This is a genomic window from Thalassotalea montiporae (assembly GCF_053485855.1).
In genome coordinates this window covers 250,834-266,828 of record NZ_JBQRUO010000002.1, presented here as the reverse complement: position 1 = coordinate 266,828, position 15,995 = coordinate 250,834, and the positions used below count along the sequence as shown (strand labels likewise).

The 15,995-nt window shown below is 43.0% G+C and carries 14 protein-coding genes and 1 tRNA gene; 10 read left to right on the top strand and 5 right to left on the bottom strand.

All coding sequences use genetic code 11. The features are described 5' to 3' along the window. Nucleotides 1-3 precede the first annotated feature (3 nt). The 5 genes from ACSLUR_RS07780 (at nucleotide 4) to hemH (ending at nucleotide 4,325) form a co-directional block, all read left to right on the top strand. Complete coding sequence (locus tag ACSLUR_RS07780) at nucleotides 4-552, top strand: DsbE family thiol:disulfide interchange protein (protein WP_448553367.1); 549 nt, start codon at nucleotides 4-6, stop codon at nucleotides 550-552. A 1-nt stretch (nucleotide 553) separates the two neighbouring features. Further along, nucleotides 554-1,021, top strand: a complete 468-nt coding sequence (locus tag ACSLUR_RS07775) for a cytochrome c-type biogenesis protein (RefSeq protein WP_448553365.1) — start codon at nucleotides 554-556, stop codon at nucleotides 1,019-1,021. A 3-nt stretch (nucleotides 1,022-1,024) separates the two neighbouring features. After that, nucleotides 1,025-2,284, top strand: coding sequence for a c-type cytochrome biogenesis protein CcmI (ccmI, locus tag ACSLUR_RS07770; protein ID WP_448553363.1), 1,260 nt, complete (start codon nucleotides 1,025-1,027; stop codon nucleotides 2,282-2,284). A gap of 435 nt (nucleotides 2,285-2,719) precedes the next feature. After that, nucleotides 2,720-3,259, top strand: a complete 540-nt coding sequence (locus tag ACSLUR_RS07765; RefSeq protein WP_116018549.1) for a glutathione peroxidase — start codon at nucleotides 2,720-2,722, stop codon at nucleotides 3,257-3,259. 49 nt (nucleotides 3,260-3,308) lie between these two features. Then, the gene (gene hemH / locus ACSLUR_RS07760) at nucleotides 3,309-4,325 is read left to right on the top strand and encodes a ferrochelatase (protein ID WP_448553361.1); all 1,017 of its coding nucleotides are present in this window, start codon (nucleotides 3,309-3,311) and stop codon (nucleotides 4,323-4,325) included. Nucleotides 4,326-4,411: 86 nt separating this feature from the next. On the opposite strand, the gene ACSLUR_RS07755 is transcribed toward hemH, so the two are convergent. The 4 genes from ACSLUR_RS07755 to pepA all read right to left on the bottom strand — a co-directional run bounded on the left by ACSLUR_RS07755 (nucleotide 4,412) and on the right by pepA (nucleotide 9,901). Continuing rightward, entirely contained in the window at nucleotides 4,412-4,621 is a 210-nt protein-coding gene (locus ACSLUR_RS07755) for a cold-shock protein (RefSeq protein WP_116001511.1), read from the bottom strand. A 338-nt stretch (nucleotides 4,622-4,959) separates the two neighbouring features. Continuing rightward, nucleotides 4,960-7,815 (bottom strand): valine--tRNA ligase, encoded by a 2,856-nt coding sequence (locus tag ACSLUR_RS07750; protein WP_448553358.1) that lies wholly within the window; start codon nucleotides 7,813-7,815, stop codon nucleotides 4,960-4,962. Between the two features lie 98 nt (nucleotides 7,816-7,913). Next, on the bottom strand, nucleotides 7,914-8,348 hold the full coding sequence (locus ACSLUR_RS07745) for a DNA polymerase III subunit chi (protein ID WP_448553356.1): 435 nt from the start codon (nucleotides 8,346-8,348) through the stop codon (nucleotides 7,914-7,916). A 44-nt stretch (nucleotides 8,349-8,392) separates the two neighbouring features. Continuing rightward, on the bottom strand, nucleotides 8,393-9,901 hold the full coding sequence (gene pepA / locus ACSLUR_RS07740; protein ID WP_116001505.1) for a leucyl aminopeptidase: 1,509 nt from the start codon (nucleotides 9,899-9,901) through the stop codon (nucleotides 8,393-8,395). 333 nt (nucleotides 9,902-10,234) lie between these two features. Between pepA and lptF the strand changes: the two genes are divergently transcribed. Beyond that, on the top strand, nucleotides 10,235-11,404 hold the full coding sequence (gene lptF / locus ACSLUR_RS07735; protein WP_448553353.1) for an LPS export ABC transporter permease LptF: 1,170 nt from the start codon (nucleotides 10,235-10,237) through the stop codon (nucleotides 11,402-11,404). Further along, the gene (lptG, locus tag ACSLUR_RS07730; protein WP_448553351.1) at nucleotides 11,404-12,468 is read left to right on the top strand and encodes an LPS export ABC transporter permease LptG; all 1,065 of its coding nucleotides are present in this window, start codon (nucleotides 11,404-11,406) and stop codon (nucleotides 12,466-12,468) included. Before lptF ends, lptG begins: the two co-directional genes overlap by 1 nt. A 129-nt stretch (nucleotides 12,469-12,597) precedes the next feature. Here the strand turns inward: lptG and ACSLUR_RS07725 are convergent, their stop codons facing one another. Continuing rightward, entirely contained in the window at nucleotides 12,598-13,131 is a 534-nt protein-coding gene (locus ACSLUR_RS07725) for an RDD family protein (RefSeq protein WP_448553349.1), read from the bottom strand. A 337-nt stretch (nucleotides 13,132-13,468) separates the two neighbouring features. Here ACSLUR_RS07725 and ACSLUR_RS07720 point away from each other — a divergent pair. From ACSLUR_RS07720 to ACSLUR_RS07710, 3 genes are all read left to right on the top strand, one after another. Further along, nucleotides 13,469-13,553: transfer RNA gene (locus ACSLUR_RS07720), tRNA-Leu, on the top strand. Nucleotides 13,554-14,026: 473 nt separating this feature from the next. Further along, entirely contained in the window at nucleotides 14,027-15,223 is a 1,197-nt protein-coding gene (locus ACSLUR_RS07715) for a GmrSD restriction endonuclease domain-containing protein (RefSeq protein WP_448553347.1), read from the top strand. Then, the gene (locus ACSLUR_RS07710; protein WP_448553345.1) at nucleotides 15,210-15,977 is read left to right on the top strand and encodes a hypothetical protein; all 768 of its coding nucleotides are present in this window, start codon (nucleotides 15,210-15,212) and stop codon (nucleotides 15,975-15,977) included. Before ACSLUR_RS07715 ends, ACSLUR_RS07710 begins: the two co-directional genes overlap by 14 nt. The last annotated feature ends 18 nt before the right edge of the window (nucleotides 15,978-15,995 follow it).

Here is a 15,995-nt window from a genome sequence, read left to right as displayed (position 1 = left end):
ATTATGGGAAAAGTTATTCGTTTTTTACCACTCATTGTCTTTATTGCACTGGGTGCAGTGCTTTATCGCGGTTTATTTCTAAAGCCTCAAGAGTTGCCATCGGCGCTTGTTGGCAAGCCCGTCCCTGCGTTTAGTTTGCCGGGCTTAAAAAATGCAGAAAGGGTGCTTACGCCAGCCGATTTGTCTGGCGATATTGTGTTGTTAAATGTTTGGGCAACCTGGTGTCCGTCATGTCGCTATGAACATCCTTATTTACTGGATTTAGCGAAAAGTGGTCAAGTGAGCTTATACGGCTTGAACTACAAAGATGAACGCCAAGCTGCGCTTAAGTGGTTAGATGATTTAGGCGACCCTTATCTGCTCAATGTCTTTGATGAAGCCGGCCGATTAGGATTAGATTTAGGCGTTTACGCGGCGCCTGAAACCTTTGTGATTGACCACCATGGCATTATTCGTAAACGCTTCGCCGGCCCGATTGATGCGAAAGTGTGGCAACAAGAGTTTGCGCCGCTGGTAAAAACTATTCGCCAAGAGCAAGCGCGAGGAGAATAAGATGTTAACCCGAATATTATGCCTAATCGCTTTACTGTTTGCCGGTGCAACTAGTGTGTTGGCCATGCCAAGCCAAACCCAAGCGTTTGATGATCCCGTGATGGAAAAGCGCTATCAGTCGTTGATTAAAGAATTGCGCTGCCCGAAATGCCAAAACCAAAACTTGGCCGATTCAAATTCACAAATTGCCGTTGATTTGCGCAATGAAGTGTATGACATGCTCAACCAAGGCAAAGCGGACATGGAAATCACCAGCTATATGGTCGACCGCTACGGTGAGTTCGTTTTATATCGCCCTAAAGTGAATCAGCTGACCTACATTCTGTGGTTTGGTCCAGCGGTTATCTTGTTTATCGGTGTTGTTATTGTTGTTATCGCTGCTCGTCGAAAAGCGGCGAGCAAAAAAGAGCTGAGTTTGTCAGCTGAACAACAACAACAACTTGACGAAATTCTAAAAGAAAAAGATTAATTCATGTTTGAAGTATTAGTTTTAATAGTTGGTTTTATTCTTCTGCTACTAGCCGTTATTTGGTGGCATTTTATTCGCAGCAGCAAACAACAAGCTGTCGCCATGACAGGTGCTCATCGAGAAGACACCAATGTTGCCCTTTACAAAGAGCATAAAGCGGAAATTGAAAAAGACTTTAACGATGGCAAGATTGATGAAGAAAGCCATCAGTACTTATTGGCCGAGCTTGATAAGAGTCTGCTGCAGGATATTGAGCAGAATAAAAAAGCCCAAGCGACTAACGATGCCAGTGTGCAAAAGTTGTCAGTGATTTGGCCTATTGGTCTAAGTGTTTTTGTACTGATGTTCAGCTTAGCCATGTACAGTCAACACGGTGCTTATGAAAGGTTGGCACAGCCAAGAATGGTGGCGAGCAACGATCAGGCACAACAAGCGCAGCAGGAGCAAATGCACGCGCAACTGCAACAATTGCAGCAGGCAGTAGCTACTGACCCCAACAATGCTGATGCATGGTATGGCTTAGGTCAGCTGTATGTTACTGGTGGTCAATTTCAACTAGCGGTTGAAGCATTTGATAAAGTGATTGCCATTGAAGGGGAACAAGCCGACTTGCTCGGTGCGAAAGCACAAGCGACTTATTACGGTGCAAATCAAACCATTACCCCAGAAGTACAAACACTGATTGATCGCGCCTTAGCATTAGATGCCAATGATCCATCAACGAATATTTTGCTTGGTATGCACAATTTTATGAATCAGTCTTACCAACAGGCGATAAATTACTGGCAAAAAGTTGTTGATGCTGGCCGCCAAACGGTTAATGTCGCAGCGCTAACCGAAGCGATTAATGAAGCGAAGAGCCGCTTGTCGCTGACGCAAGGAGAATCAAGTCAAGGTGATGCAGCTATTGGACCTCAGTTAACTTTGTCGGTTGAACTAGATGAAAAATTTGTTGATCAGTTAAACCAAGGTGAAGATAAAGTCGTATTCGTTTACGCAGTACCCGCCAATGGTGGGCGCATGCCAGTTGCAGCGGTAAAACTGATGGCGTCTGATTTACCAACGCAAGTGGTATTAAATGACGCTCGTGCTATGAGTCCACAAATGACCTTAAGTATGGTAGACACTGTTAATGTCTACGCAGTGGTCTCTCAGCTTGGTGGGGCAGGTATTCAACCGGGTGACTTCAAAGCTGAAGTTAATAACGTTAAGGTGAATACAACAGCGCCTATCACCGTTAAAATTGATACGTTAGTGCCTTAGGCATTACCTGTAGGCATTACTCGTAGATTTTATCTGTAGGGCATTGCCAAAAGAATAAGAAATACTATGCAATTTAGCGCGCATTTATTTTAATAAGTATGTTTGAGAAGAGACCTGCCTGATCGCAGGTCTTTAATTATGGTTAGCGGTATTTGTTATCTTTAACATTAGTTAAAAGGCAGTCGCCAATGCATCGCCGCTAACACAACAGGCAGCGCCAAATACTAATTTGGCAGTAATTCAATCTGGTGTAAATCCAATTTGGCTTACATTCAATCTAGTTAATATATGAGCGCTTACGACAATACATCACTTGTTGTTCATACGGTTATAGACTGTCTGTAACGTTGAACAGCTAACATAATAATTCGATAAGGATATAACGTGAAAAAATTAACGCTTACCTTACTATCTACTATTGCTGGTGTCGCTATGATGGCGCCAGCAGCAAATGCAACAAGCAGTGGCTCAGTAGACGCTAGTGCCAGCAAGTCATCAGCGCAATGCGCACCTTTTTTGAATCACAGTTTCCGCAAGCTACATGCTAAAGATCAAGTTGATTTATGCGAGCTTACCGCAGGCAAACCAGTGCTCGTTATCAACACTGCCTCTAACTGTGGTTTTACACCGCAATTTAAAGCATTAGAAGCACTTCACAAGGAATATAAAGACCAAGGCTTAGTGGTCGTTGGCTTTCCATCAGATGATTTTTTCCAAGAAGAAGACGATGAAAAAGACACCGCTGAAGTATGCTTTGTTAATTACGGGGTAACTTTTACCATGCTACAAACTTCACCAGTGCGTGGCTCAGATGCTAACCCAGTATTCAAGCATTTAGCGGACGAAACCACAGCTCCTAAGTGGAATTTCTACAAATATTTAATTAGTAAAGATGGCAAGCAGGTTAAGCACTTTAATAGTCGCGTTAAACCTGACGAAGCTGAGTTTATTCAAGCAGTACAAGCTGTATTGTAAGCTCACGCTCTTGACCTCTTACAGACAACAAAAGAGATAAGGTAGCTGTATGTCTCGATTCCTCGGGCTCGATAAAAGCATCCACGATAAGCGTTTAAAAACTGGTGTACTATTGGTCAACCTTGGTACACCTGACGCGCCCACGCCAAGCGCTCTGCGCCGTTATTTAAAAGAGTTTTTGTCTGATCCCCGCGTGGTAGAAATTCCACGCTTGGTATGGATGATCATCCTTCATGGCATTATCTTGCGAGTAAGGCCGGCGAAATCTGCCAAACTTTACAAAAGCATTTGGACGAAAGATGGCTCACCATTGTTAGCCATTAGTAAACGCCAAATGGGCAAGGTCAAGCAGCGTCTACATCAAACTTACGGTGAAGATGTGACTGTGGATGTTGCTATGCGCTATGGCAATCCAAGCGTCAGCTTGGTGCTCAAACAAATGCAGCAACGTGGTATCAACAACTTAGTGGTGCTGCCTTTATATCCGCAGTATGCTGGCCCTACCACGGCTTCAGCTTTTGATGCTGTAGTGAAGGAAATTCAACAGTGGCGCTGGATTCCAAGCGTCAACTTTATTGGCTCTTATCATGACCATCCGCTGTATATCAAAGCGCTTGCTAATAGTATTCGTGAGCACTTTGAGCAGCATGGTAAGCCAGATAAGCTTGTGTTGTCTTACCACGGTATGCCTAAGCTGTTCCATGATAATGGTGACCCTTACTACTGCTTCTGTGCGAAAACCACACGCTTATTGGCAGAGGCACTTGAGCTGAGTGAGGATGACTTCGTGATGACTTTCCAGTCGCGCTTTGGCAAAGCAGAATGGCTTAAGCCATACACAGATGCAACGTTGGCAGAGTTAGCACAAAATGGTGATAAGCATGTAGCCATTGTTAGTCCTGCGTTTAGTGCTGACTGTTTGGAGACGTTAGAAGAGCTTGAGTCTGAAAATCGCGAAGAGTTTATGGAAGCTGGTGGGGAAACCTATCACTATATTCCAGCGCTTAATGATCGCGACGATCATATTGATGTGCTAGAAGACTTGGTTAAACCGCATATTGTTTAAATTCAACCAAACTCTGAAGCTAAAAAAAGCAGCCAAATGGCTGCTTTTTTTGAATCTGGTATTTAACCTTTACGAATTTGTAAAGATTAAAGAGCTGTTACGTTCTCAGCTTCTGGGCCTTTTTGACCTTGCTTAACGCTGAAAGAAACAGATTGACCGTCAGTTAATGTACGGAAACCTGAACCTTGGATAGCGCTGAAGTGTACGAATACATCTGGGCCATTTTCTTGCTCGATGAAACCAAAGCCTTTCGACTCATTAAAGAATTTTACTTTACCAGTTACTGTGTCTGACATACCTAATTTTCCCGTAGTCAATAAATTTAAATAATGACGTTACCGTCGCTCACGGAGTAAATGCCCTCTACCCAAAAGTACAGACAGAGGAAGGTATATCCATTAACACAAAACGCGTCAGGTGACTTAACTTACTACACAAATAGCTAATTAAAACCTTCATCCGAACGCAAAAACTCAACGCGAATTAAGCTTAACACACGAATTAGCATTAAGCTTGTAAAAAATAAATAAATTATGTTGCAAACAGATGACTAAAAAAAGAAAAGGCCATCACATTCATGTGATGGCCTTGAGGTCTTACCAGATGTGGGCTAGCCCACAAATGCGAAAGCTAATTAAAGCGCTTCAATTTGCGCCTTTTGTTCTAGCATTTTCGCTAGCGTTGACTCTGCTTCTGCAAGCTTGGCTTTTTCTTTTTCGATAACGGCTTCAGGCGCTTTGCCAACGAAGTTTTCGTTGCTTAATTTACCTTTCACGCGTTGTACGTCTTTTTCCAGCTTTTCAATACCTTTGCTTAAACGAGCAAGCTCAGCATCTTTATCAATTAACCCCGCCATTGGGATAAGCACGGTCATTTCGCCAATCACGGCTGACGCAGAAGCTGGGGCTTCGCTGGCATCGCTTAGTACTTGAATAGATTCAAGCTTAGCCAGTGAGCTTAAGAACTGCTCATTGTCGTCTAAACGGCGCTGGTCTTCTGCTGATACGTTGGTCAGTAGCACTGGCAATGGCTTGCTAGGTGCAATATCCATTTCACCACGAATATTACGAATGGCAACGATAAACTGCTTCACCCACTCAACATCCGTCAGCGCTTGTTCATCAACTGCGCTTTCGTCAAATTGCGGGAAGCTTTGGACCATAATGCTGTCACCTTTAGCTTCAAACGCAGAAAGCGGCTGAACTGATTGCCACACCGTTTCAGTGATAAATGGCATGATAGGGTGCATTAGACGCAATAGCGCTTCTAGCGTGTTTACGAGCGTGTAACGTGTGCCGCGTTGCTGTGCTTCACTGCCTTTGAATAGTACTGGTTTAGTGAGTTCTAAATACCAGTCACAGAATTGGTTCCAAGTGAACTCGTAAAGTGCTTGTGAGGCTAAGTCGAAACGGAATGTGTTAAACGCTTCGTGCACAGCTTTTACGGTTTGTTGGAATTGGCTAGTGATCCAGCGATCCGCTAGTGAGAACTCCATCTCACCTCCTGCCTTGCCGCAGTCGTGCTCTTCAGTATTCATTAACACATAGCGACTAGCGTTCCATAACTTGTTACAGAAGTTGCGGTAACCGTCTAAACGCTTCATGTCCCAATTGATATCGCGACCGGTTGAAGCAAGTGCTGATAAGGTAAAGCGCAATGCATCAGTACCGTGTGCTTCAATGCCTTCTGGGAATTCTTTCTTGGTGCGCTTGGCAATCTTTTCCGCTAGTTGAGGCTGCATCATATTGCCAGTACGCTTGGTCAGCAATTCATCTAATGAAATGCCGTCAATCATATCGATAGGGTCAATAACATTACCTTTCGACTTCGACATCTTATCGCCATGGTCATCGCGAATTAGACCTGTTACATACACTTGCTTAAATGGTACTTGTGGCTTGCCATCGTCATCTTTGACAAAGTGCATGGTCATCATGATCATACGGGCAACCCAGAAGAAAATGATGTCAAAACCCGTCACTAACACATCGGTAGAGTGGAAGTCTTCTAGCTCTGGCGTTTTCTCAGGCCAACCTAGTGTTGAGAAAGTCCACAGGGCAGATGAGAACCATGTATCTAATACATCATCGTCTTGGCGAAGTGCAACGTCGTCAGCTAAGCCGTTTGTCGCGCGTACTTCCGCTTCATCACGACCGACGTAAACATTGCCGTTGTCGTCGTACCATGCTGGGATTCGATGACCCCACCATAACTGACGTGAAATACACCAGTCTTGAATGTCGCGCATCCAAGCAAAGTACATGTTTTCGTATTGCTTAGGAACAAATTCAATGTCACCGTTTTCAACGGCTTCAATCGCCGGTTTTGCTAGTGGTGCAACACGTACATACCATTGGTCAGTTAACAGTGGTTCGATAATCACACCCGAGCGATCACCGTATGGAGCGACTAAGTCGTGATCTTTAATGCTGTCGAGCAAGCCAAGTTCGTCGAACTTAGCAATAATGGCTTTACGCGCTTCAAAGCGGTCAAGGCCAGCAAATTCAGCTGGTAGGGCAGTATCAAATGCGTCAGAAGGCTCACCGTTGGTGTCGTAAACTTCAGCTTGGGCGAGTACTGCTGCATCTTTATCAAAGATATTGATCATGGCTAGGCCACAACGCTTACCGACTTCGTTATCGTTAAAGTCGTGCGCTGGTGTGATTTTCACACAACCAGTGCCTTTTTCCATATCCGCGTGCTCGTCGCCAACAATTGGAATGCGACGGCCAACTAACGGCAACTCAACGAATTTGCCAATTAAGTCTTTGTAACGCGGATCTTCAGGGTTAACCGCAACACCAGTGTCACCTAACATCGTTTCTGGGCGAGTAGTGGCGACTACTAAGTGATCTTGGCCTTCACTGGTTTTCGCGCCATCCGCTAGTGGATAACGCAGGTGCCACATGTGGCCTTTTTTGTCTTTGTTTTCAACTTCAAGATCTGAAATTGCGGTGTGAAGTTTAGGATCCCAGTTAACCAGGCGCTTACCACGGTAAATCAAATCGTCTTGATATAAGCGAACAAACACTTCTTGCACGGCATGTGATAGGCCGTCATCCATGGTGAAGCGTTCACGTTGCCAGTCGATTGAGTTACCTAGGCGGCGCATTTGCTGGCTGATGTTGCCACCAGACTCTGCTTTCCATTCCCAGATTTTATCGATAAAGGCATCACGGCCATAATCGTGGCGAGTTTTGTCTTCTTCTGCGCCAATTTTACGCTCAACGACCATTTGCGTCGCGATACCTGCGTGGTCAGTACCTGACTGCCATAAGGTCTTTTTGCCTTGCATACGTTGAAAACGGATCAAGGTATCCATAATGGTTTGTTGGAAGGCATGACCCATATGCAGGCTGCCAGTAACGTTTGGTGGTGGAATAGCAATTGAGTAGCCATCGCCTTCACCTGTTGGGCTAAAGTAGCCTTTTTCTTCCCAGCTTTGGTAAAGCTGCTGTTCGATATCAGAAGGATTAAATGTTTTTTCCATCTTTAAAGTCTGTCTGCGTAAATTGTGTTCGTAATATATTTGGCGTTTGTACCGTCTTAGTTTGCTTGAGCTAACTCACTATGTCTAAGTTACCAAGGCTAATTCGATACGGCGTGTGTATCGACTTGAAAGCCTAACTGGCGGCAAGCCTTAAAGCGCTCACGAGCAAGTTGTTTTTCTTGCTCAGGTGCTGGTACAAAGTCCATTACATGTGAAAATTGGTTGGCAAACACAGGCATATTTTGCGCTAAATTAATTAGCACTGCGCGTCTGCCGCGTGGTGGTTGCCAGCCGATTTCAACTGGCGACCCCTGCTTAGGGCCTTCGCCCACTAGGTTGTGTGGTACGAAACTGTCAGGCTCGAATGACCAAAGTAGTTCGTCAACATGATGGGCCAACTGCTGATCTTCGGTGAAAATATACACCTTTTGCTGTTGGCGAAAGTAGTTGGCAGCTAAGCTACAGGCATAATGTAGTCTTGCTTGTTCGCTGCTGCCATCAGGCATCAAATGAAAAACTGCTTGGGTTTGCATTCGCGAGTTAACCTAACGTTTTATTCTGTGTTAAAGCTGGCGTATTACTCGCCTTGCTCGGCACCACTTTTGTTGAGTAAAAACTGGGTTAGCATGCTAACCGGGCGACCTGTTGAGCCTTTGTCTTTACCGCCGCTGCGCCATGCCGTACCGGCAATATCTAAATGCGCCCAATGGTACTTCTTAGTAAATTTAGCTAAGAAACAACCAGCAGTAATGGCACCTGCCGCACGACCACCTAAGTTAGTGAAATCGGCAAATGGACTTTCTAACTGCTCGTGGTAGTCATCCCATAACGGTAAGCGCCATGCGCGGTCACCACTTTGATCAGACGCATTAAGTAGTTCATGCGCTAATGGGTTATGCGTACTCATCAAGCCCGTTGCGTGCTTGCCTAAAGCTACGACACAAGCGCCAGTTAAGGTCGCCACGTCAATTACAGCTTCTGGCTCAAAGCGTTCTACATAAGTTAATGCATCACAAAGCACTAAGCGGCCTTCAGCATCGGTGTTTAACACTTCAACCGTTTGACCTGACATTGTCGTTAAAATATCACCTGGGCGATAAGCATTGGCATCAGGCATATTTTCACAGCCAGCCAAGACACCAATGACGTTAATTGGTAGGTCTAATTCTGCTAGTGAATGCATTGCACCAAGTACACCAGCTGCACCGCCCATGTCGTATTTCATTTCATCCATGGCTTCGCCTGGCTTAATTGAAATACCACCAGAATCAAAGGTTAAACCTTTGCCGACCAGTACAATGGGTGCTTGATCTTCATCACCACCTTGATAGTTGATGATACTCATCATAGATTCATTCGCTGAACCACGACCAACGGCAAGGTAAGAGCCCATGCCCAGCTCTTCCATTTGCTTCTCACCCACAACTTCGGTGGTTACTTTGTCGTAGTCGTTCGCTAAGATATTGGCCTGTTCAGCAAGGTAAGCTGGGTTGCAGATATTTGGTGGCATGTTAGCCACATTTTTACAGGTATTGATACCTTCGGCGACACCTAAACCGTGGGTAATAGCTCGTTCACCAATTGGCAATTCACGGCGCGTTGGTACGTTGAAAACAATTTTACGCAATGGGCGGCGAGGCTCTTCTTTACGGGTTTTTAAGCTGTTAAAGCTGTATAGGCAATCTTGTGTTGCTTCAACGGCTTGGCGCACTTTCCAGTAGGTATCGCGGCCCTTAACATGTAATTCAGATAAGAAACATACGGCTTCCATTGAGCCTGTTTCATTTAAGGTGTTAATCGTTTTGCTGATGATTTGACGGTATTGACGCTCGTCTAATTCACGCTCTTTACCACAACCAACAAGTAGCACACGCTCACTTAAAATGTTTGGCACGTGATGAAGTAAAAGCATTTGGCCTGACTTACCTTCTAAGTCACCGCGGCGCAGTAAGTTACTAATGTAACCTTCGCTAATTTCGTCTAGTTGTTCAGCAGTAGCAGATAAACGGCGAGGTTCAAAAACGCCAACAACAATACAGGCGCTGCGTTGTTTTTCTGGGCTACCACTTTTTACACTAAATTCCATGAATTCTCCTACTGGATTGCTTGCGTGCAATTATCTTTTTTGGTGTGAAACTGTATTTCACTTGTATTTACCCGTCTCTGACCTCAACAAATCAGTCAAACAAAGCGTTGGATCTCTCGTTTACCGACAGATAAACTAGCTAAAATATCTAATTAACCTATTAGGTTACTATCAATTAGATAGGGCTAAGGGCTATAATTATAGCCACATTCAACGGGTTTGCTACGCGCAAGTACGTTCAATTATGTATAAAAATAGCAATTTTACTTAAAAATTGCGCCATTGTCAGAAAAAAACTAAGTTTTTAATCATGGTTATCGATTTGAGGTTTAAGTGATTGTATTTCGTTATCTATTAAAGGAAGTGGCTAAAGCGCAGCTTGCTGTTTTCTTTGTGTTGATGACCATTTTTATAAGTCAGAAGTTTGTTCGTGTGCTTGATGACGCCTCTGAAGGGGGGATTCCCGGTCATCTGGTGATGGTGTTTATTGGCCTGAAAATGCCTGATTTAGCGGGTATGTTATTGCCACTGAGCTTATTCCTCGGCGTTTTGCTCGCTTATGGTCGCATCTATGCTGACAGTGAAATGACGGTACTGCACGCATGCGGGGTCAGCGAATGGTATGTGGTGCGAGTCACACTCGTACTCAGTTTAATTACCGCGATATTTACCGGCATATTTACACTGTATCTCGCGCCCATGGCGGCAGAATATGAATATCAAGTAAAAGAAAGGCTGGCGGCAGATTCCGGCATCAGTGCGATGGTCGCGGGGCGTTTTCAAAAAACGGGTAATGATAAAGCGGTGGTTTTTATCCACGATAAAGACAGAGCCGACAGGTCGCTCAACAAAGTATTTGTAGCGCAACTACCGAGTGAAGCGGGTGGCGTTGAAAGCGTGATTAATTCCAGCCTAGTTTACGCAGACAAGGGACGTGTTGTTGAAGAAGAATCAGGCTCACAGCGTTTGGTGCTAGAAGATGGTACACGTTATCAAAGCGACATTAATTCAGGCGAGTTTCGCGCCGTCGCTTTTGACAAATACTACATTCAAATTCAAGATCAAAAAGTTGAGCATAAACGTCGAAAAATCAGTGCAATTGCCACCGAAGATTTACTGTTAGATGACTCGCAAGATGCACAAGCCGCGATACAGTGGCGTTTAGCCTTTCCACTTGCTTGTATTATTTTAACCTTAGTGGCAGTGCCGTTGTCTGTGGTCAACCCAAGACAAGGCAAGTTCGCTAAGTTGTTACCTGCACTGCTTTTATTCCTTGCCTACTTCTTGTTATTGACAGCCATGCGCTCTGGTGTTGAAGGCAATGCATTACCTTATTATGTCGGGCTCTGGCCTGTGCACCTGATAGCGTTAGTGCTTGGTGCAAGTTTATTAATGAAAAGTCGCGCTAGTGGATTGCGCATCAAAGCTAAATTGCCAAAGCGTGCTAAGAACGGCGGTAACCGCACTCAAGTTGCTCGTGGGCCAGATCGGAGGCAGCAATAATGCGTATTTTAGATGCTTATATCGGCCGTGTTATTGCTTCAACCACTTTTATTACGCTTATGGTGTTTGTCAGTGTAAGTGGCATTATCAAGTTTGTTGAGCAAATGGGCGATGTTGGTCGCGGTAACTACGAGCTAGCACATGCTGCGCTTTATGTATTGTATGCGGTACCACGTGATATCGAGATTTTCTTCCCGATGGCAGCGCTGATTGGTGGCTTGATTGGTATTGGTATGCTGGCCAGCAACAGTGAGCTGGTGGTAATGCAAGCTGCTGGCTTGTCAAAACTTACTATTGTCAAATCGGCAATGAAAACGGCAGTGCTATTAATTTTAGTGTCAATGGCAGTAGGTGAGTGGTTAGCGCCAGCTGGCGAAGCGTCGGCACGAGAACTTAGAGCACAAGCCATCTCGGGTGGTAGCCTAATTTCCGCGAAGAATGGTGTTTGGGCGAAAGATGGCGATTACTTTGTTCATATCACCGAAGTTGAAGATCAAGGCACACTAAACAAGGTGCAAGTCTATCGCTTTGATGAGTCATTAAAACTAGAAAGCTGGCTATCGGCAGATTCAGCAACTTTTTTAGACGGTGCTTGGCAACTTAGCAATGTTAAAGACACGAAAGTCACTGATCGCGCGGTAGTTGAAGAAACGTTTGAAACGTTGGCGTGGAAGTCCAGCTTAACGCCGGAAAAGCTTGGTGTGGTAACCGTTAAGCCAGAGTCGCTGTCAGTACAAGGCTTGGTTAGCTATTTAGAATATCTTTCACAAAACGAGCAAGATCAAAGTCGTTACTTGTTAGCATTTTGGCGAAAATTGGTTCAGCCATTAACTGTTGCGGTCATGCTCTTGGTTGCTTTGTCGTTTATCTTTGGGCCACTGCGCTCAGTGTCGATGGGCGCGCGCATCATGATGGGCGTATTGACTGGCTTGTTGTTTCACATCACCAACCAAGTGTTTGGTAGTTTAAGCTTGGTATATCAGTTGCCGCCAATTATTGGGGCAGTTATGCCGAGCATCTTGTTTGTCAGTGTCGCGCTGTTTTTGATGAAGCGAAAGGCATAAAGTAAGCATAAAGCAAAATCGACAAACAAACCGATAAACAAACCGATAAACAAACCGATAAACAAAAAGAGCAGCTATTTAGCTGCTCTTTTTGTTTTTATTCTTCACACTCTTTTTTTCAGTTTTGGGTTAACGTCTTGGCTCATTGGCAGCAAGTGATAAAACAACAACTTCGGTATTGGTTAGTTTATCTTGCAGGCTTTGCTTATTCTTTCTATCAAACAGTACTAAGAAATTCCCTAACCCTAAAAGTGTTGGTAACAAGCGTTTTACCCCTGTTTTTTTATCGATAACACTGCCGTCTAAATTCTGTACCCGTAGTCGCCATGCTTTCATACCGATAGTCTGGCCGTTACGTGCCCAAAAATAAATGAAGAAAAAGGCGACCCAGCCAATGCCCCAGCCATCAACTAATATTCGGTAAATGATAGCGCTCTCTTTAACATCAATTAGATGATCAAATCCTGCTGTGTCCACTAAGCCGATATTAGCAGCCAAGGCGAAAAGTCCAAAGCCTATGGCACCCGCGACCATATAAACCGCAATGGCGATCAATGCATCATAAACCCAAGAGCCAAAACGACGGAAAAAGCCAGCGCGAGGAAATTCGGTATAACGGACAAAAGTGGTATCTTCTTGTTTAGCCGTTTCTTGTTTAGCCATAGGAAAGTGAGCTTGGTAAATTCGGATTACATTGAGGCGCTAGTATACAGCGCTCTACTTCACAAACCCAAGCTTAAGTTACGTGGGGAAGGTAGCGTGCTTGTCTCGCAGCTTGAGTAAAACAGGATTTATATACCATTCGCATAATTAATCGCCACTTAGCCTTGATTACTGATAAAAAGGATTGATTCATCAAGATCTTTTCGTATAATGCCAAGCACTTTCGTTAGTTAACGAAACGACACGTGTTGCCGGAGTGGTGGAATTGGTAGACACGACGGATTCAAAATCCTTTGCATGGACAGCAAAAATCTTGAGAAAACACAGTTTATATTGTGCCAGTGTGATGGAATTGGTAGACATAGGGGATTCAAAATCCCCCGCAGCAATGCGTGGCGGTTCGAGTCCGCCCACTGGTACCATTCCCTTGAAAAACAAAGAGTTTTTCAAGGTTGTAAGCCGACGTAATGTCGGTTTTTTTGTGTCTTAAATTTGCCTTTTTATATATTTCCTCCGTTATAAAAAGTCTCTTCGCAGCTACGTCCATAGCCCTATATCCTGCCTAAAGTTAACACTCCCCGTTCCATATCTGGTCTTTCGTCTGTGCGCATTCTGTGCGTGGTGAAAACTATTAATATTTGTCACTACGGAAAGCTATTTATTACTCTTCACATTAACAGGTGACTATGTTGCTCTATAAACTCCCCTGTCATTCCAATCATTAGAAAAACATGGAACCTTTTTTACTGTCTACTTCTTGTTCAGTAGTTAAACCTTAAACGTGACCCCCCTGATTATTAACATTTGAAAATAGTAGAAAATTCAGTATGTAAAGCTTATTGTATATTTTGGGGACTTGTAGTTTTAGCCTGAGCAAAAAAGGATGAATTAATTAATGGAAAACAGAGTTTATTATGGTGAGTACTCTCTGCGTCACTGGATAGAGCTGATATTAAAGAAGAACTTAACTTTACCTGATTATCAGCGTTATTTTGTGTGGGATGAAAAGAAAGTAGCGACTTTAATTGAAACAATTAAAAATAAGCAATTTGTGCCTCCAATAACTATTGGAGCGTTCAAAATGGAAGACGGGAACAGAAACCTTATTCTCGATGGTCAACAAAGAATAACAAGTATTGTACTTGCTCATTTAGGTCTCTTTCCAGACCCCGAAAATTATAGAAAAGAAATTGCATCGTTTATCAATGATAACGACGAAGTAGAGTCTAGGGGTGAAGATGATAGCCAATTAGATAATGTTCTTAAATGGAACATTGGGAGCTTGACTAAAAAGGGCAATAGTAAGGACTCTATTCTCAGTGCTATACGTCCGCGAAATTATAAGTCTATAAATTTGGAAATAGATGAAAACTTTCTAGATACTAATTTTTTAGGCTTCTCCTATTTAGTTCCTCATACTGATAACGAAAGAGAACAGCAAAAATATTACTCTTCGGTTTTTCGCAACATCAATATCCAAGGAGAACCGTTGCTACCTCAAGAAAGTAGAGCTTCTCTGTACTTTTTAGATCATGATTTGGAAGGGTTATTCAATCCAACTTTTTGTGATCGTGTTGTAATAAAACTTCTTAGCAGTGAGAGCAAAGCTGACTTTGTCAGGTATTTGTCGCTTCTGTCTCAATATCATGTGAACTCAGATGAGAGGAAGGTTGCACGAGGTTATAAACCGAAGATGGAAAAACTTTATGAAGAGTACATATATTCGGTGATAAGTGAAGATACTTCGAGCTCTTTTTGTAATTTCCAAAGTGTATTCCCTGATAAGCAATACCAAGGTGAAATGGAGTTGCTAGAGAGTACGTTGAGTGATTTAGAAATATTTAAAAATTATAGTTCTATTATTGAAATTGATACATATCTCTTCGGGTTGATCTATCAAATCTTATTTAAGAAAAAGAAAATTGATTTAACTAAGAAGGAGGAACTTAAAACTAAATTAGCCGATAAAATTGCACTCTACAAGGGTGACCAAAACCATCAGAAAAGCCCAAACAATTTGACACATCTTCGGGCCCGATTGAGTGACTCTATTAGAATTTATGGCAGGTACTTAAACCGTGAATCACGCTAGATTTATATTATCACCTTGCTCCGAAATATTGAAAGATGTCGTATCTGCTAGCTCAGGTATCGGCATTGGTATTGAAACCTTTCCGCTGTGTGACTATGTGATGCAATCGGTTTTCTTGAAAATGACTGGCGCTCAAGAGCAGAAAATGAAGTGTATATGTTGGGAACTAGCAACACATGACTATGAGTATAGGTACGATCGTTTTTCTCGTCAGCCTTTAGGTGAGTGCTCGGCATATAAAGATAAAAAAACGATTTATATGGACTTGATAAAGTCTATAGAAAAAAATCAATCATCTTTATCTTTGGCAAATATGGTTAATACTGACAGGTTAATTCCAGATACTATGCAGATTATTGAAGGTACTTTTAAAGGAACTAACCTTTTAATTTGGGCGCAGAAAAGTTTCAATGAATTTGTGGATATTTGGCAGGATTTTTCATCAAACCATGTTGCATCAGACAAACATGCTTTGTTTACTAGCCGAAATCATTTATCTAGAAATGATCCTGTTAAAAGTAAGAAAGATTTAGCTGAAATTTATGAAGGGCATTTGTATATCCAGCGCAATAGAATTGCGCATAACACTCTTTCTTACCAACAAAATCTACCAACACTGAAAGCGTTGGTAGAAGCTGATTATAAATATAATAACTATTTCATTTATTTCGCTATTTTAATACTGCTAGATAAAGTGTTCATCGCTCTATTTGAAACATATCAACAAACTAGGGAAGAAACATCGTTTGTATAAATGATCAAAACTATGGAA